A 19789-nucleotide genomic window follows, 5' to 3' on the forward strand; every position below is an offset into this window, starting at 1 on the left:
GTATGTGGAGAATCATTATTCAATGATGAACCCATACAAAAACACCATAAAATACCTTTTTGTGATGGGGGTAACGAAAGTTACGCTAATTTAGAACTAGTGCATTATTACTGTCATCAACAAATACATTCTCATGCACAGAATCACCTTTCTGAAATTGAGAATGAATTGAGTCCTTGGTAGCTCTAGGATTTGCTAAAGCCGGATGCAGGGTGAACTTGCTTGTCCGGTTTGTCGGGGGGAAAGGGATAGCAATATCCCTGCCCTACCCAGTAAACAGTGATTACATACGATTTTCGAGAATCAAGCGGCAAAGTGGTTTTCAATTCACTTCCCCTCACGGGGATGAAAACTTACATAAAAAATCCCCTGCTAGAGGGGATGTGATGGGATGTGATGAAGATAAATTATCCGTTCAGTAAACCTATCACTTTCTCCAGCGCTACTTCCGCTCCATAAAGGTTGAGAAATTTCTCTTGTTCATATCTATCGGGGATCGCCATCCTCTTACCTTCCAGTGAGATTCTAATCAGCGCTATCTGTTCATCAGTAGGAGTCTCCATCTCATCAATTGCTTTATTGATATTCTGGAAACTTTGAAATGATAGTTGCCTTAATCCTCTACCTTCATGAAACTGCTGCAAGGCTAATATCGGGAATGCCATTAAAGTGGTGATATAGCTTGTTTTGTAACCACGATTTCCGGTCGGTTTTACACCATACCTCTGACACAATTGGCTGAGTTCCTGAATGGTTTTGATTTCCAGTTCTGACCTTGTAAACATAAAATAGAGTTACCCATTTTTAAAAAAGTGGTATCAGTGGTGAACCGTTTCCGAGACTGGAGTCACCACTGATTTAAAACTCTATTTCGCTGTGTACACCGAAATAAAGTTATATTCATAGTTCTCAACAATGCCTAACCCTAAGGGTAATCCTCAGAATTTTGACAATCAACCGAGCAAGGAATTAACAACTACCATCAGTTTTAGATGTACTGAAGAGATGAAAGAGGCAGTGAAAGCACAAGACGATCCTCCGGAATTCTGTCGTCAAGCTATCCAAGAGAAGTTGGATAGACAAAAGACGTAGTTAAAAGTTTTCTCAGTAAATTACCGCCAATAAGCTATTACGCTTTGAAATTGCACGATTGTTCATCAGCCTCCAACGAAGGTGCACCTACAGGAAGGGTGAAACAAACAAGTCAAATCCTCTTTCCTTCTGGAGACACTTGCGTGGGCGGGTTTCCCACGCAAGTCCGCACAACGGGGGGAACCCCCGCAAGCGGCTGGCTCGACTTGAGCAAAGTGTCGTCCTTCTACCTCCTGCCTCCTGCCTTATTTCTTAGGAGGTTCATTGACCGCTGACAGTCAACAGTCAACACGAAAAGATGTGCAAATTAAATGCGCGACAGCTTAACAGCGATATTGCTTCTCGATTCAGCATTCGTCTTTGGCTTGATGCAAAATCAGACGATTGCCATCGGGATCGTAGGCGTAAATTTCTTTACCGTGGGAAGCAATTGAGATTTCTCCAGGTGGGGGATAGCCTAGATTAGTGAGGTGGGCGATCGCATCTGATAAATTACTTACCTCTAAACACAAACTTAGCTGACTTTTAGCTGAGTTTTCAAATTCAGACTCGTGGCTTTTTTGAGGTTGAAAAATCCCCAACTTCAGACCAGTAAGTTGAAATTCCGCATACACATTCGGGATAAAGCTAGCTGGTTTTTGTCCGAATAACTTGGTATAGAAATTCACTAAATCGTCGAGATTGATAGTTGCTAAAGTAACAATAGCATCCGTATATTGGAAAACCATGTTTACCAGATATTAACTTTGATAAGATGTTCGGTCATTTGCTGATAATGCGAAATCTGTATAAGATGTTTCAATAAATTCGGCTCTTTTGTATGTCTGCATTAGTAAGCGCGATCGCTCAGTCGGCAAGTCAATTAGGATAACTATCTAGCCAGCTGCTTCTAGCGATAGTTCCATTTTGACGGCTATATCTTATACTTATTGTAGAAATAGGGTAACTGTATTAGAAAAATAATTATAGCGCAAACGCTTCTTTGTGTGCGATCGTGGTTGGGGTAGAGTTAAACCGTACTTCATCCAAACAAGAACCGCTATATTACCTGATTTTTATCCAAATCGCCACTAAAAGCATATTTATATACAGAAAAACTTAAGTAAAATACCAAATTTTTCACAATAACGCTACACCTTCGTAACAAAACTGCCATAAACGCTGTCTACATTAGTAATACATTTAAATATCTTTCCAGACGGCGATGAAAAACCAAATACGCGACGAAAATCAACCTTTAATTAATGCCAAACATCATAAAAATGCACCTTTGAAAAAAGCAGCGGCTTCTCTATCTTTGGTGCTGTTGGGATCGGGTATGACATTGGCTGGTGGTTATTTAGCCGGACATCAGCAGCAATTATCTGAGAATGCTTCTAATTTAGCAGTAAGTCGAGTCAGTGCCGCTCCCCCAATACCAGCCGCCACAGATCCTAACTTTGTGATCCAAGTGGTGCAAAGGGTCGGCCCGGCTGTAGTCAGAATTGACTCTTCTCGAACAGTCAAAAGCAAGCTACCAGAGGAATTTAGCGATCCGTTTTTCCGTCAGTTCTTTGGTTCTCAAATACCAGAACAACAGGATCGAATAGAGCGGGGTACTGGTTCGGGTTTTATTATCAGTGGTGATGGACGTATTCTTACCAACGCCCACGTTGTTGATGGTGCTGATACAGTAACAGTTACCTTGAAAGATGGGCGTACCATGCAAGGTAAGGTATTGGGGAAAGACGAGTTAACAGATGTCGCCGTTGTTAAAATTCAGGCAGACAACTTACCTACGGTGGCTTTGGGTAACTCAGACCAACTGCAACCGGGAGAATGGGCGATCGCGATCGGTAATCCCCTCGGTTTAGATAATACTGTTACAACAGGCATCATCAGTGCTACCGGACGCACTAGCAATCAAATCGGTGCTCCTGATAAACGAGTAGAATATCTTCAAACTGATGCAGCTATTAATCCTGGTAACTCCGGCGGGCCTTTGCTAAATTCCCGTGGACAAGTAATTGGTATGAATACAGCTATTATTCAAGGCGCACAAGGATTAGGCTTTGCTATTCCCATTAACACAGCACAACGCATTTCCAGTCAATTGATAGCCACAGGGAAAGTGCAGCATCCTTATCTGGGAATTCAAATGGTTGGGTTAACGCCTCAGTTAAAACAAAGTCTTAACTCTGACCCCAACAGTGGTTTGAGTGTGAGTGAAGATAAAGGCGTTTTAGTAGTGAAAGTTATGCCTAATTCACCAGCCGCCAAAGCAGGAGTGCGTGCTGGTGATGTGATTGCCAAGCTAAATGGCGAAGTAGTTACAGATGCTAGTGGTGTCCAAAGAGCGGTAGAAAATAGCCAAGTTGGCTCGGAGTTACGCATAGAATTGCGTCGCAATGGGCAAAATCTCAACTTACCTGTAAAACCTGGTGCTTTTCCCACTCAACAAGTGCAATAGACTTTCTTGAACAAGAAACTGAGGACTGAGGATTAAGAAGAATTTCTTCTTGTATAGCTCCTCAGTCCTTCTGCATTTTTTAACGTCCTACTAAATACCGTAGACCGATTAATAATAAAAAGATTCCGTATAATTTCTTCATTGTTTCACTGCTAATAAATGGCTGATTAGCAAACAGCGCTCCAAATAAATTACCAATCACCAGACCAACAGCAATTAGTACAGCATATTTAATATTAATATTGCCATTACGATAGTAAACAGCCGCTCCTAAAATCCCAATTGGTAAAACTTGTGCCGCAAGAGAAGTGCCAGTAGCAAACTTCTGATCCAAACCAACTAGCAGCACCATTGCTGGAACCATAATTGCACCGCCACCAATCCCGAACATCCCACCGGCAACGCCAGCAACAAGACCGATGAGCAACATTTGAATAAGTATATTAGACATAAAAAACTGTTATTTTCCTGCTAACTATAGACTAATTTGATTTGGCAATATTGCCTTTGGTAGCATACCATGAACCCCTTTTTGGGGACTATTAACAACTTGGGTGATGCGAAAGTTCACAGCTAAACTACACAAAACATAAGCCTCTTCCGCAGATAAATTTGTGAACTGTTTCAGAAAGTCGATTGTGTTTTTGACAGCTATTTCTAAGGCTTCATCTAAAGTTTGAGCAAAGCCCATTGTGATAATATCAGTAGATGTTTCGGCAATGGGTGTTGTTAGTTGTAAATCCTTGCGAAGTTTGAGCATAATTCTACCGTTCATCGAAGTTTCAATGGCGGTGACATTAACTTCGCCATCTCCTTGGGCTGAATGCCCATCGCCGATAGAAAACAACGCACCTGGAACGAAAATTGGCAAAAAGATGCGAGAACCTGTTTGGAGTTCGCGGTTATCGATGTTACCACCATAAGAGCCGGGCGGAATAGAAATTCGGTCATTTTCTGGCGTAGCGACACCAAGAATCCCAAAAAAAGGTTTGAGGGGAATTTTAATGCCACTATTTTGGGGAAATTCGGCGATATTGTTGGCTAAATCCAAAGGAATGAATTTTAGCGCAGGTTGCACAAATAAGTGTGGTAAAGCACCCCAACCTGTCCGAATGGCATTGAAGCCGACGGGTAAACTAGGTGCGATCGCTTCTAATCTTACTTCCAAAACATCCCCAGGTTCCGCATCCCGCACATAAATTGGCCCTGTCAGTAAATGCGGCCCCGCTGCAATTTGGCGTTCTGCTGCAAGATTTTGGCAGATATCGAGAAATTCTGGTGTCAGAAACTCTGGCGGTGCTTTGTCGTAAACGTAATAACCACTGTAAGTTTCTACATCAATTGTGTCCCCCGAATCAATAGTGAGAGCTGGTTCTAGGAGGTGCGAGAAACCACCTAGATGCACGGTTTTTGAAGTAGCTTTTAATATGTGATGAGTCATTATGCAGTAAAATTTAAAATGAATTTAAAGTACGGTGAATTCGATATATTGGAGCTAGAACTAGAAGCTCTTGCGCCTATGCATCGAGTGGCGTTTGCGGCAGCTTGTTGCGAGAGATTGTATCCACACTATGATATTTACTTGCGAGCAGCTAGAGAAGAAGGCTGGGATGGAGAAGATTTATTTAGAGTAGCACTCGATGAAATCTGGCACTTTTTGGCAGGAAAAAAGATTGATGTGGCAAGATTTCGTCAACTGTATTCTGATTGCGACCAAAGCTACCCCGACCATGAAAACGTAGAAACTCCACAAGCACAGAGAGCCGCAGATGCAATTCTCAATACTTTAGAACTTTGTTTAGATCCAAGCGTACAATAGACTATTTCAGTAGCAGAAGAAATACACGAAACTCTTTTTGAGTATATAGATTATTTATGCCAGTGTGAAGACGAATACTCAGAAGATATGTCCCACGAAGAACTAGTAGAAATAGTTTCCAACCATCCGTTTACAGTACGAGAAATGGCAAAACAAAGCGAAGACTTGCAGCGCTTGCGAGAAACTCCTACGTTAACTGCTGAGTTTTTACAGTGGCTGCGCACTTCTTCTGAAAATGGTGGTAAAAGTCTGCTAGATTTAAGCTGAAAAAACTCGTTCCAACGACTATTGACCTTTGACTTCTGCTGTAGGATGGAAGTGTGAGATTTTAATAGCTTGAAGAGAGAGAGCGCGCCCATGTCCTATCCCACTCTCGACGACGAAGAAATTGCTCGACGTGGCAAAGAGGTTTACGAGACTCAAATCCGCGCCCAAGTGGAAATAGCAGAAAACATTGGAAAAATCATTTCAATTGATATTGAATCAGGTGATTACGAGATTAATGACGATCTGCTTACAACCTGTCGTCGTTTGCAGATGCGGCACAATAATCCAATTCTCTGGACAGAAAGGATTGGATTTAACGCGGTTTATGCAGTCGGAGGAACGTTGACAAGGACTGCATTGTGATAAATGGGTTTGTCGTTGGGCTTCAAGCTAGAGTTAATATTGTTCTTTGCCTTGCGGGGCGACCCGATGTAGAAATAGAGTGTGTCGTCGATACAGGGTTTGAAGGGACTTTAACCTTGCCCCTTGATATTGTTGATGCTCTCGATTTACCGTATATCACTCGCATCAGAGCTAATCTCGCTGATGACTCCAATGTAATGACGCGAATTCATCTTGCGACAATAGTTTGGCATGGAATAGAGCGTGAGGTTGTGGTGCTAGCGATGGGTCGTCGTCCACTACTAGGAACTGCACTAATCGAAGATTATCACCTCAGTGTAGATTTCTATGAAGGTGGTTCAGTTGTGATTGATGAGATTTTGTAAGTCCACTAACGTTAAATTCTCACAGGCTTGTTTAATTCTCTACGTAATCTTGTCCTGTCAGCTTGAGGACTGGTTTTCGTAGAGCTTTGACTACTCCTAAATCTTGATTCTCTTTGGCAGCAAAGTATTTAATTGGGCGATAAGTGTTGCCTATGACAAAGGCAACACTAAAATAATAATGACCTCGATAAATCATCTCTAAAGAAATGCTGCTCAAGTACCGTCAATTCCATATATTGGAACGAGAAATAGAAGCTCTTGCGCCTATGCATCGAGTGGCGTTTGCGGCAGCTTGTTGCGAGAGATTGTATCCGAACTATGGTATTTTCTTGCGAGAAATAAAAGAACAAGGCTGGAATGAAAAAGATCCTATAAGAGAAGCACTTGACGAAATCTGTGAATTTTTGGCAGGTAAAAAAATCGATGCGGCTAGATTTCGTGAGTTATTGTCTAATTGTGAAGAATATCCCTACGAGTATGAGAACGAAGAAACTCCGGAAGGACAGAGAGGCGCGTGGATTGTCTGTGAGACTATAGAACTTTGTTTAGATCCAAGTGTACGACAGACTATTTCAGTAGTAAAACAAATACATGAAACTCTTTTTGAGTATATAGATTATTTATGCCAGTGTGAAGACGAATACTCAGAAGATATGTCCCACGAAGAACTAGTAGAAATAGTTTCCAACCATCCGTTTACAGTACGAGAAATGGCAAAACAAAGCGAAGACTTGCAGCGCTTGCGATAAACTCCCACGTTAACCCCTGAGTTTTTACAATGGTTGCGTACTTCTTCTAAAAATGATGGTAAAAGTCTACTAGATTTAAGTTGAGAAAACAATCGTGAAGGGTGCGACTAAAGAACCTCAAGAAAACGCAGCGTCAAATTTGGATGCCGCAAAAATTAAATGGTTTCGCCACCAACTCTCTACATGGGGAACGCAAAATTTACGCGATTTTCCTTGGCGGCAGACTTGCGATTCTTACGCAATTATTGTTGCAGAATATCTGCTACAAAAAACAGACGCAGCTACGGTTGTTCCTATTTACAAAGCATTTCTCTTGAGGTATTCTACCCTCGAAAACTTAGCCAAGGCAAACATTAATGAATTGAGCGAACTGCTCGTGCCTTTAGGTCTTTACTTCCGCGCTGAAAGATTACAAAAGTGCGCTCGCATCATCTTAGAGCAGTATGGAGGAAAAATCCCCGATTCAGAACAGCAGTTACTTGAATTACCTGGAATTGGTAAGTATACGGCTCGTGCTATCTGTTCTCAAGCCTTCAATCAACCGTTAGCCGTACTCGATACTAACGTAGCCCGTATCCTCGAACGCTTCTTTGGCTTGCAAGGGGAAAGAGTTAAATCGCGCTGTAAGATTCTTTGGAGTGCAGCAGAAATAATTGCTCCCGAGAAGGAAGTTGGCAAGTGGAATCTCACCTTGCTAGACTTTGGAGCTATGGTTTGCAGGGCAAAAAATCCTCTTTGTAATGATTGTCCGCTTTCGGCAAAGTGCGATTATATGCAGACACAACCAAACGACAGTAAAAAAATACTTCTATCTGGTGGTTTAAAATAGCACTTTGTTCGGATAATTACCTTTTGCATATCCTTTACAATAGCAGTCTGTTTAATATACCTGATTTTACTTTAGTTCTAGACTATAACTAGTCTTTTGTGAAAGTATCATATTCTACACAGAATTAAATTTTTGTTTTACCCCATTAACTAAATTAAAAAGTTTTGTACAAAATGTTTATTTAATGAGCCATCTATAAGTTTGATTGCTATATTGTATTAAACTAATTATTCTGGCAAAGATGGGTAGGTCTGTGCGTAATGATTTACATGGCTTGGAGATTAGTCAAAGAGAACTACAAAATTTGACTAATTTGCCTGTTAAAGATGAACTCATAATTATTAGTAATCCTATCAATCAATTAGGAAAACAAATTATCAAAAAAATTAAAGGCTCTGAGGGCGCTACTGTAGTTTTTTTGGTTTTTTCTGCATTCGTATTTGGATATCTTGTTTTTGATATTATTATTAAGCTATTTGCTAATTGGATTACAATTCCATCCTGGGTATTATTAATTGTATTATGTTTATGGGGGGGAGGATTCACACAAATATTTTTATATTTTTGGTGGAAAAAAAGGCTAAAAATCCTAAAAAATAATCTCACAAGCTCTCTGCAAATTCTTTTGCATGATGTTGATAGATACAATTCAATTATTAAAGCAATAGATATCAACGATCAAATAGAAGAAGCAGGAAATCCAACAGTTATTATCAAAGAAAGAGAAAGAGTAATTGAAGCACTCAAACTGACAAGAAACGATTTAGTACGTGCTTTGAAAACGGAAAGAATTTTAAGAGAGAATAAAAATTTTATTCTCAGAAATACAGAGTTATTTGTCAATAATTTAGCAACTTTAACAGCAATGCAAGTTACCGAACAAGCTACCGAACATGGACGGTTACTCAATGAAGCATTGCAGATTGCACTAGATGTGCAATATGAAATGAAAAAATTGCAGAGTCAAGAATAGTTAGAAAGGGATGTGGGGCAGAGGGGCAGAGGGGCAGAGGAGAAAAGATAATATAGAAATTAGTCTTGAGCGTCTGTACTCTTAACTCAGCACTCTTTACTACTGACCACTGACAGCTGACTCCCAACTGATAGCTTTTGTGGCAAACTAACCCAACTCTGCAATCTACGGTCTAACATAAAGTAATGTAAATTAAGCGATCGCCTGTAGGCATGGACTGGAAAGAAATTAGAGGTAATTGGGTCATCATTCCCCCAAATCCCATCGGTATTATCCATTTTTTGGGAGGTGCATTTGTCGCCACTGCACCCCACTTAACTTACCGCTGGTTCTTAGAACAGTTGGCAGCTAAAGGTTATGTTGTAATTGCCACGCCGTTTGTCAATACTTTGGATCATATTGCGATCGCAAAATCCGTACTGCTGAACTTCGATCGCACCCTAGAAAGATTACATGACTCTATGGCTCTACGCAAGCTTTATCTGCCTACATACGGTATCGGCCACAGTATGGGTTGTAAACTCCACTTGCTCATAGGCAGCCTTTTGCCTGTAGAACGAGCAGGCAATATTTTAATATCCTTCAATAACTATGCTGCCAAGGATGCTATTCCTTTAGTGGAGCAGTTTAATTCTACTTTTGCAATTGAGTTTACCCCCTCCCCATTAGAAACCAATCAGCTTGTCCTAGAACGCTACAATATTCGTCGCAACTTATTAATTAAATTTAGTAACGATACTCTCGATCAATCAGCAACTTTAACCAAAATCTTACAAGAACGCTTTTCTGATATGGTGACAGCACAAACTTTACCAGGAACTCACACCACACCCCTTGGTCAAGACATCAAATGGCAAACAGGAACGTCTTTCACTCCCTTTGATGCCCTAGGGCAATGGTTCAAGCAAGAAGTATACCGCGACCTCAACCAACTAAAACGCGCCATTCTCTTATGGCTGAATCCTCTTTCACCTCCATAATATTTTGTTGATTACTGGCAAAAGGTTATAAAGTCGAGAGACAATTGAGAATGGGTTATAGCAACTTGTAATTCGCAATCAAGGGCACAAAGTCTTTTATCCGTAATCTGATTAAATTTGCGTTTATTTATTTGATGCTGCCTTGTTTTAGATAATTAAGGTTAGTACTATGTTTGCACTCATAGCGCGAACTCATTAGCTATTTAAATATTTTTATTTTTCTATCTAATTTTAATTAAAATTTAATATCAAATTTTATGTTTCAAATACTAGTAATAGATGACGACATTTCAATACAAATATTTCTGAAAAGACTTTTGGAAAAGCAGGGTTATCAGGTAGTTGTTGCCAGCGATGGAGATGAAGGAATTACACAAGCTATTGCTTACCGTCCAGCACTGATTATTTGCGATTGGATCATGCCTGGTTTGAACGGTCTGGAAGTCTGTCATCGGATTAAAACCGATGAAAATTTATCTACAACCTTCTTTATTTTACTAACATCTTTGGATTCGGTTGCCGATCGCGTTAGAGGTCTAGATGCTGGTGCTGATGATTTTATCACTAAACCAATCGAGCAAAATGAACTCAAAGCAAGAGTCAGAGCCGGATTGCGCCTACACCAGTTGAGCCGGGATTTGCAGAACCAAAAGCTACTTTTAGAAACAGAACTAGCACAAGCAGCAGAATATGTGCGATCGCTGCTACCTTTACCTATGACTGAACCCTTCACCATTAATTCCCAATTCATTCCTTCTCGGCAACTCGGAGGCGATTGTTTTGATTACTACTGGTTAGATCCCGATTATCTAGCAGTATATCTATTAGATACTGCTGGACATGGACTCAAAGCTACTCTTCCCTCTATTTCGGTGCTGAATTTGCTACGCTCTCGCGCTCTCAAAAATCTAAATTACTATCAACCTAGCGACGTACTTAGAGGACTAAATGAAACCTTCCAAATGAATTATCAAAACGACAAATACTTTACTATCTGGTACGGAGTTTATAACCGAGCCAAACGGCAGTTAATTTATGCTAGTGCAGGTCATCCACCAGCAGTATTAGTATCTGGTACATCTCATAAAAATACTCAAGTTCAACTATTAAGAACCCCCGGTATGCCAGTTGGCATGTTTCCGGAGGCAAAATATGTTGATGCTAGTTGCAATGTGGATAAATTTAGCAGCCTTTATATTTTTAGTGATGGTGCTTACGAAATTACTAAGTCAGATGGTACGCTTTGGAGTTTAGACGCTTTCATTCAAATACTTGCGAGTTTACAGCATACCGTTGGATATCAACTCGATCGGATATTGAATTATCTCATTGCCCTGAATGCTAAAGAAGCTTTTGATGATGATTTATCAATCCTACAACTTAAATTTGATTAGTTAATTTTTGGATAGTAAAACTTCATTAAAATCATCTTGAGTAGGAAATATTTCAAAGACTTTATCCATTCCTGTCAGCTCAAATAATATTCTTACTTGTTCGTTAATTGAGCAAAGAACTAGTTTTGTATCCGCCGCCCGTAATGTTTTGAATGCTAATACCAAAGCGCCCAGAGCAGAACTATCCATAAAAGTCACATCTTGACAATCAACTAGCACAGTTTTTGCACCGCTTTCTAAAAGATCGGTTATATTTTGTCGCAATTCCTGTGAATTTGTGGTGTTAACAATTCCACTGAGCTTAATAACTTTAACTTTCACTTGCTGATTCATAATATTTCCAACTGATTTTTTGCAAGAGGGTGTGCCGATTTTGCTAGTATTATATACTAATACTCATACTTTGGAAAAAACTGAAACTATCAAAGGTATGAATTATTTAATCTATAAAAATATAATAAATTCTAATCAATAGATAATCAAATATTAATAACTTTATTGAATAGAGTTATACTATTATTTTTTAAATAAAACTTTAGCTGATTTATACAACTATTTACATTTCATAATCATCTTTTAAAGAAATATTATATTTTGCTTTTATCCTTCAAAAATAATAACTTTGATATCAATTATTTTAAAAATAATTGAACAACCTATTAGTTGACTTAAGCATAGTTAATGGTTTGGAAAAACTAATCATATTATTTACCAGTCAAAATCTTATATGAGACTTCAGCAATAATTGAAATCGAAATGTATGAAAAAATCAGATAAAGGTTAATAAGATAGATAGATAAACATAACCTAAAGCCGCAAATATTTTTTGTATCCGTTGCATCAAAACACTTTTAATCAAACTAATTTAGACTTAGTAAGTAGCTAATCCTTTTTCAAGAGAGTAGAGTTTAGTATACAACTTCACATTTGAAATTAACATAAGGTTATCAAGCATATCAGCCAGATAAAATCTACAAGACTAGAAGAAAGCTCGAACTTTTGGGCTGTGGAATACAAGCTCATAAGGATAGGTTTGTTTCATTTGTTTTGAATTTTACACGTCCAAGGAAAAAAGAATTAACTTATTCTTGACGAAGGGGAACAGTAATTACAAACTCAGTGCCACCTCCTAGTGGGGAAATACATTCTAAAAAACCACCATGTTTTTGAGTAATAATCTGGTAGCTAATAGATAACCCCATACCAGTACCTTTACCAATTGGTTTTGTAGTAAAGAAAGGTTCAAATACTCTATTTTTGAGTGCCTCTGGAATTCCAGGGCCATTATCAGTAATGCTAATTGTTACTTTGTTTAGCTCTAGTAGTTGGGTACGAATGCGAATCTGTGGATGGTCAGTAGTCAGTTGTCCGTTGTCAGTTGTTTTTCCACTAACCACTGATTGCTGACCCTTCGGGTTCGCTACTTTGCCATCGTGACGGGAATCGTCAAGACGGCAAGTGGACTCACCGCGCTGACTCACCTGGGTCGTGAAACCCTCCCGCAGCGCTGTCTCATCATTGACTAATGACTCTTCTAAAGCATCGATCGCATTTGTCAAAATATTCATAAATACTTGGTTAAGCTGCCCAGCATAACATTCCACCAAAGGCAAGTTGCTATATTCTTTGACCAATTGAATGGCACAACGCTCAGGTGTAGCTCTAATGCGATGCTCCAAAATCATCAAAGTGCTGTCAATTCCCTCATGGATATCTATCTCTTTCATCTCAGCTTCATCCAGACGCGAGAAAGTGCGTAGAGATATTACAATCTCCTGAATGCGCTTTGCCCCAACTTTCATCGAATTCAGGAGTTGAGGTAAGTCCTCAATCAGAAATTCTAGGTCTATCTCTGTTGCAAAGTCTTGAATTTGCAGTATGGGATCGGGATAGTGTTGCTGGTAGAACCGCACTAATTCCAGTAGGTCTTGAATATAGTCGTTAGTATGGATGAGATTGCCATAGATAAAATTAACAGGATTATTAATTTCATGGGCAATACCTGCTACTAATTGACCCAGACTGGACATTTTCTCACTTTGCACGAGTTGCATTTGAGTCTGCTGGAGTTCTTGAATGGCTTTTTCTAAGTCTTCTTTTTGCTGCTTTAACTGAGTTTCTGCCTGTTTGCGCTCAGTAATATTAAATGTTGTTCCCACCAATCGATAGATTTTACCTTCACTGTCTTGGAGTGGATTAATCGTAGTTAGCCACCAACTTTCTTGACAGTGGAAAGTTAGACACTCTTCGTAGCTAATAGGAGTATTTGCTTCTAGGCATCTTAAATATCTTTGTCGTATTGCTGCACCATCAACTGCACCACGCACATCCTCTGGTTTTTTTCCAATCACTTCTATGCTGCTTATAGCAGTAGCACGTTCTGTAGCAGGGTTCCAACCTGTAAAGCAAAAATCACCATTTTCTAGAACATCCACAACAAATATGGCATGTTCAGATCCATCATAAACACTACGTAAAAACTGCTCTTTTTCTAACAGTTGAGCTGCTGCTCGTTTCAGCTCTGTGATGTCAGTAATTGCACCAACTAAACCGATGTTTTGACCTGTAGAATCTTTGATAGCATACGATCTCAAGAAAGTCTGCATAATCCGACCACTGCGAGAGCGTTGTTCAGCCTCACCTATCCAGGATTGGCCTGAAAGAGTAGTCTGCCAAACCTCTTGAGCAATTGCTGAGTTCGTGAAAGTAGCAGATACACCACCAAATTCAATGAAGTCCTGCACAGTTTCGCATTCATACAATTTGCAAAACGCTGGATTCTGGTAAATATGATTGCCCCTTGCATCGCCTATGCCAATGGCATCACTTGAGCTTTCTAAAGCTTGCTTATAAAGCATCAAGTTCTGTTCAGCTTGCTTGCGTTCTGTGATATCTAGCACCATTGATGCTATGGCAATAACTTCGCCATTATCAGCCACTAAAGGGCTGTTATACCATTCGCAGAAAATTATCCTAGTATCTTTTGTCAGGTTCTCGTTAACACTAAAAGTTCCTCCTCGCTGCTGCAAAAGAGCAATCGTTACTTGCTTCACATGTTTTCTAGCAACTTCAGGAACTAAAAACTCAAGATAACTACCTAAAACTTCACTTTTGCTATATCCAAAAATTCTTTCTGCTGCCGGATTCCATTCTTGAATCTCAAATTTAGTATTCCATTCAATCACACCTACTGGTGTTTGTTGAATCAAAAGTGCTAGTCTTTGCTGCGAAGTTGTTAATTCTGCTTTTGTTTGTTGTCGTTTGGCAATCTCAGCCTGTAAAGCTTGGTTAGCGTGTGCCAGTTCTTGAGTTCGCTCTTCTACCCGTTTTTCCATTTCTGCATAAGCTTGCTGGAGTGCTAACTCTGTCTGCTTACTGTGGGTTATGTCCATTATTAGACCATCCCAAAGAATCGACCCATCCGCTTGCAGTTCTGGACGAGATACCGCCCGTAGCCATTTGACTTGTTCGGTAGGCAAAACAATTCGCCCTTCCCAATACCAGGGTTGCAAGGTTTGGGCAGAAACAGCGATAGATTGTTCAACAGCCTCACGTTCATCTGGGTGGACAAGTGAAATTAGCAAACTGGCATCAGCTTGAATTTCTTCTGGCGTTAACCCATAAATTTCATAACAACCAGAACTAACATAAGGACAAGAAACTGAACCATTGGAATGCAGCATAAATTGATAGAGCATTCCTGGCACATTTGCCGATAGCTTTTGCAATTTTGCTTGACTGTGACGTAGGGCTTCTTCAGTTCGTTGGCGCTCTGTGATATCTTCGTAAGTGCCAAGAATACCTACTACATTGCCCTGAGCATCGCGCAACGGAATTTTATTGGTATCTACCCAATGCTGCTTGCCATCGGCCTTTTGTTGGGTCTCAATAATGTGTAGTTCTGGTTTGCCCGATTCCATGATGCGGCGATCGCATTCTCGATACCATTCAGACTCTTCTTTTGTCCAAGGCAAATCGCAGTCATTCAACCCGACGATATCATCTGGTGAATCCACACATGCGTCACGGGCAAAATTCTGATTACAGCCTAAATAAACTGAATTAAGGTCTTTCCAAAAAATATACTGAGGTATGTTGTCCATCACCAGTTGCAGTAGCTGTTTTGACTGCCGTAGTTCGGTTTCCACCCGCTTATATTGTGTGATATCTCGAATACTACCGACTACGAACTTATTACCCTCACTATCCTCAAACAAACATTTTTTGGTAGAAATAAAGCGCGTTAATCCGCGATTGTCAGTCAAAACTTCTTCATTTTCATTGCACATACCTGTAACAAAAACAAGTTCATCTTTTTCCCAAAAAACATCAGCTTCTGCTTTGGGAAACAAGTCATAGTCTGACTTGCCAATCAATTCTTCTCGGCTACGCCCCAACAATTTGCAAAAGGCATCATTGAGCAGTACCCAGCGGTGTTGGCGGTCTTTGACAAAAATCGGGTCATCCGTACCATTAATAATCTGTAGTACAAAGGCTACAGAGAAATTTTCTTGCTGATTTTTGCGCGGACAATTGCTAGCGAGTTCCCGTAGTTCGTCGCGGGACTCGGATGTTTTGCTGTCCTTTTCCATGCCCAAATTCCTGTTTGTAAGCGTTTCAGCCTGCGATCGCCCGAAATCAGATGCACCAACTCTGAGAAAAATTCTCTAAGGCTATTACCTCTGCTGTTTTAGTATTCCCAATGACCGTGATTTCTCAACAAATAGTATTTGTGAAAAGAACAGGGCAGACGGGCAGAGGGAGATGAGGGAGATGAGGAATAATAACTTCCAACCTCCGACTTGCAACTTGCGACTTGCAACTTCTGCCTTCTGACTCAGCACTCAGCACTCAGCACTCAGCACTTAAAACTCTCTCACAGGACTGACTTTAGCTCGATAAAGTAGTTTGTCGCCTTGAAGGTAGCCAGTGTAGCGGACTTTGACTATTTCACCTGGTTGTGCAGTTCCTTCCAACAATTGGTGCAGTTGGGGATTGTAGGGTACTTCAGCTCCTACGGGTGCGATTGCTTCTACCCCCCATGTTTGTAAGATTCTTTCTAGGGGTTTTTGCACCAAGGGTACTATTTTGATTGCTGCTAGCTGGGGATTTTCTTGTGCTTTGTAGGCTGCTGTCGGCCATTGCAGTAACAAAGATTCTAGTATCTGTAAACTCGACTGCTGGAACTCTTGCAACAATAGCTCTCGCTGCTGTTCTTGTTGCAGTTGCGATCGCTGGTACTCTATTTTTAAATCTGCAATCTCTTGTAACAATTCTTGAGTAGTTGCTGCTTTCTCTTCGATCGCATCTACTCGTGAAAATGTTGCCACTAATTCACTCAAGGACAGTTGCAAAACTGAGGATAGTTTGAGCAGCACATCTACCCGCATTTGCTCTAACTTTCCCCGCCGTAGCTGTAAAATTTGATGCGCTGAGACACCTGTAGCGTGACTCAGCGCTTTAAAACTAGAAATACCCACCCGTTGCATCAAATCTTGCAACTTTTCAGTGAAATCAGTCTGAGGCATGAGATTAAGGATTGAGATTGAAATAATTTATAAATGTATCTCTTTCCCAATCCCCAATCGCCAATCCCCAGTCCCCAATCCTATTCTTCCAGCAAACTTCTCAACATCCAAGCTGTTTTTTCGTGTACTTGCATCCGTTGAGTCAATAAATCGGCAGTGGGTTCGTCGTTCACCTCTTCCACGACAGGAAAAATAGACCGTGCGGTTCGCACTACTGCTTCTTGTCCTTCCACTAGTAAGCTAATCATTTCCGTAGCTTTAGGAACTCCAGGAGTTTCTGGAATCGAACTCAGTTTGGCATACTCGCTGTAGGTTCCCGGTGCAGGATAGCCCAGTGCTCTAATTCTTTCAGCTATTAAATCGACTGCCAAGGCTAGCTCCGTATACTGAGTTTCAAACATCAAATGCAATGTCTGGAACATCGGCCCTGTGACATTCCAATGGAAATTATGAGTTTTCAGATACAGTGTATATGTGTCAGCCAACAGACGAGATAGCCCTTCGGCAATTTTTGCCCGACTAACTTCGTCTATACCAATATTTACATTTTTAACTGTTGCTTTAGATGACATAATTTTCTCCTAATTAGGTTATATGTAGTTGGGTGTTGGTCAGTTGTCAGTTGTCGTAGAGACGCGATTAACCCTTGTCTGTACAAGAGTCAATTGTCAAGAGGCAGGAGGCAGGAGGCAGAAGGCAGAAGGCAGGAGTAATTATTATTTCTTGTCTCCCTCATCTTCGCCTTCTGCTGGTGCTTTAATTCGCGGCATTGCTAAAGGAGTAATTATTATTTCTTGTCTCCCTCATCTTCCCCATCTCCCCCATCTCTCTTGTCACCTGCCTCCCCTGCTCTCCTATCCCTATTGTCTATGCCAAGTGCATTTTCAGAACGCTGCGAGGAGCTTTGCGAACTCTGGCTAAAATCGTTTCTTTGCCTAAACGCTGGCAAGCTTCATAGCGATGGCAACCAGAAAAGCCAAAATACTGTCCATCTACTTCTAGGACATCAATGGGTTCTTGCTGCCCAATCGCTGCAATTGATTCCATTAAGGCTTCTACCTTATTTGGATCGTTGGCACGGGGCAACGGACGCTGAATTTGATTTAATGGAATTTCTTGGATTCTCACCATAAGGAGTTGACCCAACTAGTTCTGTTTTGTGTCTTTATATAAATCATAGTCATTATGACTTCGTTTTGCAACTAATTTTGGTAGCAAAACTGGTAATGGTATCATTGGAGCGCTCATGCGACAAAACCACTACACTAAAACGCAACTGGAAAATCTGCAAGGACAGTCGCCTGAGGGAAGCTCTCCCCTAGCGCCGACTCGCCAACGCCGCATTAAGGGTCAGAATCTGATAACCATGAAATTTTCGGTTTGGCGTTTTTCCTATAAAGTCTTGACGACATTTTGTTTGTTAGGGCTGACGGCAGCATCAGGACCGCAAGGTAACATCAAAGATATAGAACTGAAAATTGGTATTTTACAGCGATTTGGAGAAAATCCTACAGCCAAGCTGCAACTAGAACCGACAAAAGGCGATCGCTTAAAATTAAGATTCAAAATAGGCAACAAGCAGCAGACCCTCATCACCCAAAAACCCGTAAAGCTGGAAACAGTAATGCAAGCTTTACCGAAACCTGTTGTTGAGGAAGTAGTAGTTTTGGGTACTTATCGTACCTTTGAAACAGCTGAAGATAGCGCCAACAAATGGCGTTCTCAAGGAATAAAAGTGGAAATAGCCCAGCCAGAACGCTGGCAAGTTTGGGCAAAACGAGATGTCTACAATACTCCCTTACTGCGACGCTTGCTGTTCCAGAGCATACAAGCTACTGATGAGAATACAGCATACATTGATACTAAAATCAAAAAACAAATACCACGAATTAGTTGGGTAGTAAATGGTCAGCGTTACAGCTTGAATTCTCTGGAAATTAGCACAGACAAAAACTTAATTCGGGTGAATAAAACTGAAAAACCAGAGAATGCCCAACTTTACGCAGGGCAGCTAAATTTACAGCCTAATGCTTACGGTACTTATACTTTAGTTAACCAAGTACCCCTAGAAACTTATTTACGTGGCGTTGTACCTTACGAGATTGGCACAAATGCGCCAAAGGCGGCGGTAGAAGCCCAGGCAATTATCGCCCGGACTTATGCTTTGAGAAACTTACGTAGGTTTGCCGCAGATAATTACCAATTGTGTGCCGATACTCATTGCCAAGTTTATAACGGGCTGAATGGAACCGCTGCTAACACAGACAAAGCGATCGCGGCCACCAGGAATATGGTATTAACTTATAAAAACCAGCTAGTAGATGCTTTGTATTCTTCTACTACTGGTGGTGTTACTGCTTCATTTAGTGATATTTGGAATGGTGAAGATCGTCCTTATTTGCGCCCAGTGGTTGATACTCCTACTAACTTTTGGAATTTATCACAGCAGAGTTTAGCAGATGAAAATAACTTCCAAAGGTTTATTAGTTTACAACAAGGATTTAATGAAAGCAATTGGGATATGTTTCGTTGGCATAAAGAATCTCGCATAGAGGATATTGCTAAAGACTTGCAGAAATTTTTGCGGGTGAAAAATAGTCCCTATGCCAAATTTAAAACCATTAAAGCGATGGCTGTAGTTAAGAGAAGTGAAAGCGGACGTATTCTCGAATTTGCTGTTAAAACTGATATTGGAACTTTTACTTTACATAAAGACGAGGTTCGTAGTGCCTTTGCTGCTCCTGTAAGTACGCTTTTCTATATAGAACCTTTAAATAAAGGTAAACCCGATCTGTGGGGATATGCTTTTATTGGGGGAGGATTAGGACATGGAGTTGGCTTGAGTCAAACAGGCGCTCAAAATTTAGCCAAGTTAGGCTGGTCGAGTCCCAAAATTCTCCAATTTTATTATCCTGGGACTCAAATTAAAATTCTCAGTAACGAGATCGCGTTTTAGAAACATGCTAATAAAGCAGGAACAT

General features: G+C 40.5%; 20 protein-coding genes and 2 pseudogenes. 12 read left to right on the forward strand and 10 right to left on the reverse strand.

The genetic code is table 11. From position 1 onward, the window contains the following. Positions 1–183: HNH endonuclease signature motif containing protein (locus I8752_RS09215; RefSeq protein WP_214432012.1), on the forward strand; the 183-nt coding region annotated here is incomplete at its 5' end. A gap of 224 nt (positions 184–407) precedes the next feature. Here the strand turns inward: I8752_RS09215 and I8752_RS09220 are convergent. Next, positions 408–785 (reverse strand): hypothetical protein, encoded by a 378-nt coding sequence (locus I8752_RS09220; RefSeq protein ID WP_214432013.1) that lies wholly within the window; start codon positions 783–785, stop codon positions 408–410. A 130-nt stretch (positions 786–915) separates the two neighbouring features. On the opposite strand from I8752_RS09220, the gene I8752_RS09225 reads away from it, so the two are divergent. Next, positions 916–1092 (forward strand): hypothetical protein, encoded by a 177-nt coding sequence (locus I8752_RS09225; protein WP_214432014.1) that lies wholly within the window; start codon positions 916–918, stop codon positions 1090–1092. 347 nt (positions 1093–1439) lie between these two features. Here I8752_RS09225 and I8752_RS09230 read toward each other — a convergent pair whose 3' ends face one another. Beyond that, positions 1440–1820 (reverse strand): VOC family protein, encoded by a 381-nt coding sequence (locus I8752_RS09230; RefSeq protein ID WP_214432015.1) that lies wholly within the window; start codon positions 1818–1820, stop codon positions 1440–1442. A 476-nt stretch (positions 1821–2296) separates the two neighbouring features. Here I8752_RS09230 and I8752_RS09235 point away from each other — a divergent pair, with 476 nt between their 5' ends. After that, entirely contained in the window at positions 2297–3541 is a 1245-nt protein-coding gene (locus I8752_RS09235; RefSeq protein ID WP_214432016.1) for an HhoA/HhoB/HtrA family serine endopeptidase, read from the forward strand. Positions 3542–3620: 79 nt separating this feature from the next. On the opposite strand, the gene I8752_RS09240 is transcribed toward I8752_RS09235, so the two are convergent. Beyond that, entirely contained in the window at positions 3621–3992 is a 372-nt protein-coding gene (locus I8752_RS09240; RefSeq protein WP_214432017.1) for a sulfite exporter TauE/SafE family protein, read from the reverse strand. 24 nt (positions 3993–4016) lie between these two features. Then, complete coding sequence (locus I8752_RS09245) at positions 4017–4982, reverse strand: acetamidase/formamidase family protein (RefSeq protein WP_214432018.1); 966 nt, start codon at positions 4980–4982, stop codon at positions 4017–4019. A gap of 18 nt (positions 4983–5000) precedes the next feature. On the opposite strand from I8752_RS09245, the pseudogene I8752_RS37240 reads away from it, so the two are divergent. The 3 genes and pseudogenes from I8752_RS37240 to I8752_RS09265 all read left to right on the forward strand — a co-directional run bounded on the left by I8752_RS37240 (position 5001) and on the right by I8752_RS09265 (position 6355). After that, positions 5001–5627: pseudogene (locus I8752_RS37240) on the forward strand (DUF416 family protein). A 90-nt stretch (positions 5628–5717) separates the two neighbouring features. After that, on the forward strand, positions 5718–5990 hold the full coding sequence (locus I8752_RS09260; RefSeq protein ID WP_214432020.1) for a hypothetical protein: 273 nt from the start codon (positions 5718–5720) through the stop codon (positions 5988–5990). Beyond that, complete coding sequence (locus I8752_RS09265; protein WP_214432021.1) at positions 5987–6355, forward strand: clan AA aspartic protease; 369 nt, start codon at positions 5987–5989, stop codon at positions 6353–6355. The genes I8752_RS09260 and I8752_RS09265 overlap by 4 nt, the downstream gene beginning before the upstream one ends. Before the next feature lie 58 nt (positions 6356–6413). Here the strand turns inward: I8752_RS09265 and I8752_RS09270 are convergent. Beyond that, positions 6414–6566, reverse strand: a pseudogene (locus I8752_RS09270) (IS4 family transposase); the annotation flags it as partial. Between I8752_RS09270 and I8752_RS09275 the strand changes: the two are divergent. The 5 genes from I8752_RS09275 to I8752_RS09295 all read left to right on the forward strand — a co-directional run bounded on the left by I8752_RS09275 (position 6562) and on the right by I8752_RS09295 (position 11280). Next, positions 6562–7104, forward strand: coding sequence for a DUF416 family protein (locus tag I8752_RS09275; protein WP_214432022.1), 543 nt, complete (start codon positions 6562–6564; stop codon positions 7102–7104). The pseudogene I8752_RS09270 and the gene I8752_RS09275 overlap by 5 nt on opposite strands. Positions 7105–7198: 94 nt before the next feature. Beyond that, a complete protein-coding gene (locus tag I8752_RS09280; RefSeq protein ID WP_318780826.1) occupies positions 7199–7933 on the forward strand; it encodes a helix-hairpin-helix domain-containing protein in 735 nt (244 codons plus the stop codon). Between the two features lie 241 nt (positions 7934–8174). Continuing rightward, positions 8175–8906 (forward strand): hypothetical protein, encoded by a 732-nt coding sequence (locus I8752_RS09285; protein ID WP_214432023.1) that lies wholly within the window; start codon positions 8175–8177, stop codon positions 8904–8906. Between the two features lie 212 nt (positions 8907–9118). Then, on the forward strand, positions 9119–9886 hold the full coding sequence (locus tag I8752_RS09290) for a DUF1350 family protein (protein WP_214432024.1): 768 nt from the start codon (positions 9119–9121) through the stop codon (positions 9884–9886). Positions 9887–10143: 257 nt separating this feature from the next. Then, positions 10144–11280 (forward strand): PP2C family protein-serine/threonine phosphatase, encoded by a 1137-nt coding sequence (locus I8752_RS09295; protein ID WP_214432025.1) that lies wholly within the window; start codon positions 10144–10146, stop codon positions 11278–11280. Here I8752_RS09295 and I8752_RS09300 read toward each other — a convergent pair whose 3' ends face one another. The 5 genes from I8752_RS09300 to I8752_RS09320 all read right to left on the reverse strand — a co-directional run bounded on the left by I8752_RS09300 (position 11281) and on the right by I8752_RS09320 (position 17939). Next, complete coding sequence (locus I8752_RS09300) at positions 11281–11613, reverse strand: STAS domain-containing protein (protein ID WP_214432026.1); 333 nt, start codon at positions 11611–11613, stop codon at positions 11281–11283. Positions 11614–12362: 749 nt separating this feature from the next. Further along, the gene (locus I8752_RS09305; RefSeq protein ID WP_214432027.1) at positions 12363–15872 is read right to left on the reverse strand and encodes a PAS domain-containing sensor histidine kinase; all 3510 of its coding nucleotides are present in this window, start codon (positions 15870–15872) and stop codon (positions 12363–12365) included. Between the two features lie 273 nt (positions 15873–16145). After that, a complete protein-coding gene (grpE, locus tag I8752_RS09310; protein WP_214432028.1) occupies positions 16146–16808 on the reverse strand; it encodes a nucleotide exchange factor GrpE in 663 nt (220 codons plus the stop codon). 80 nt (positions 16809–16888) lie between these two features. Continuing rightward, positions 16889–17380 carry a Dps family protein gene (locus tag I8752_RS09315; protein WP_214432029.1) on the reverse strand — a complete coding sequence of 164 codons (492 nt, stop codon included), beginning with the start codon at positions 17378–17380 and terminating at the stop codon, positions 16889–16891. A 295-nt stretch (positions 17381–17675) separates the two neighbouring features. Continuing rightward, positions 17676–17939 carry a sulfiredoxin gene (locus I8752_RS09320; RefSeq protein WP_214432030.1) on the reverse strand — a complete coding sequence of 88 codons (264 nt, stop codon included), beginning with the start codon at positions 17937–17939 and terminating at the stop codon, positions 17676–17678. Between the two features lie 115 nt (positions 17940–18054). Here I8752_RS09320 and I8752_RS09325 point away from each other — a divergent pair, with 115 nt between their 5' ends. Beyond that, the gene (locus tag I8752_RS09325) at positions 18055–19764 is read left to right on the forward strand and encodes a SpoIID/LytB domain-containing protein (RefSeq protein ID WP_214432031.1); all 1710 of its coding nucleotides are present in this window, start codon (positions 18055–18057) and stop codon (positions 19762–19764) included. The last annotated feature ends 25 nt before the right edge of the window (positions 19765–19789 follow it).

The sequence above is a fragment of the Dendronalium phyllosphericum CENA369 genome, assembly GCF_016056275.1.
Taxonomy (GTDB): Bacteria; Cyanobacteriota; Cyanobacteriia; order Cyanobacteriales; family Nostocaceae; genus Dendronalium; species Dendronalium phyllosphericum.

Excerpts from the sequence above, each read along its gene's own strand:
- I8752_RS09220 (WP_214432013.1), bottom strand. The coding sequence starts at position 785 with ATGTTTACAAGGTCAGAACTGGAAATCAAAACCATTCAGGAACTCAGC.
- I8752_RS09225 (WP_214432014.1), top strand. The coding sequence starts at position 916 with ATGCCTAACCCTAAGGGTAATCCTCAGAATTTTGACAATCAACCGAGC.
- I8752_RS09230 (WP_214432015.1), bottom strand. The coding sequence starts at position 1,820 with ATGGTTTTCCAATATACGGATGCTATTGTTACTTTAGCAACTATCAAT.
- I8752_RS09235 (WP_214432016.1), top strand. The coding sequence starts at position 2,297 with ATGAAAAACCAAATACGCGACGAAAATCAACCTTTAATTAATGCCAAA.
- I8752_RS09240 (WP_214432017.1), bottom strand. The coding sequence starts at position 3,992 with ATGTCTAATATACTTATTCAAATGTTGCTCATCGGTCTTGTTGCTGGC.
- I8752_RS09245 (WP_214432018.1), bottom strand. The coding sequence starts at position 4,982 with ATGACTCATCACATATTAAAAGCTACTTCAAAAACCGTGCATCTAGGT.
- I8752_RS09260 (WP_214432020.1), top strand. The coding sequence starts at position 5,718 with ATGTCCTATCCCACTCTCGACGACGAAGAAATTGCTCGACGTGGCAAA.
- I8752_RS09275 (WP_214432022.1), top strand. The coding sequence starts at position 6,562 with ATGCTGCTCAAGTACCGTCAATTCCATATATTGGAACGAGAAATAGAA.
- I8752_RS09285 (WP_214432023.1), top strand. The coding sequence starts at position 8,175 with ATGGGTAGGTCTGTGCGTAATGATTTACATGGCTTGGAGATTAGTCAA.
- I8752_RS09290 (WP_214432024.1), top strand. The coding sequence starts at position 9,119 with ATGGACTGGAAAGAAATTAGAGGTAATTGGGTCATCATTCCCCCAAAT.
- I8752_RS09295 (WP_214432025.1), top strand. The coding sequence starts at position 10,144 with ATGTTTCAAATACTAGTAATAGATGACGACATTTCAATACAAATATTT.
- I8752_RS09300 (WP_214432026.1), bottom strand. The coding sequence starts at position 11,613 with ATGAATCAGCAAGTGAAAGTTAAAGTTATTAAGCTCAGTGGAATTGTT.
- I8752_RS09305 (WP_214432027.1), bottom strand. The coding sequence starts at position 15,872 with ATGGAAAAGGACAGCAAAACATCCGAGTCCCGCGACGAACTACGGGAA.
- grpE (WP_214432028.1), bottom strand. The coding sequence starts at position 16,808 with ATGCCTCAGACTGATTTCACTGAAAAGTTGCAAGATTTGATGCAACGG.
- I8752_RS09315 (WP_214432029.1), bottom strand. The coding sequence starts at position 17,380 with ATGTCATCTAAAGCAACAGTTAAAAATGTAAATATTGGTATAGACGAA.
- I8752_RS09320 (WP_214432030.1), bottom strand. The coding sequence starts at position 17,939 with ATGGTGAGAATCCAAGAAATTCCATTAAATCAAATTCAGCGTCCGTTG.
- I8752_RS09325 (WP_214432031.1), top strand. The coding sequence starts at position 18,055 with ATGCGACAAAACCACTACACTAAAACGCAACTGGAAAATCTGCAAGGA.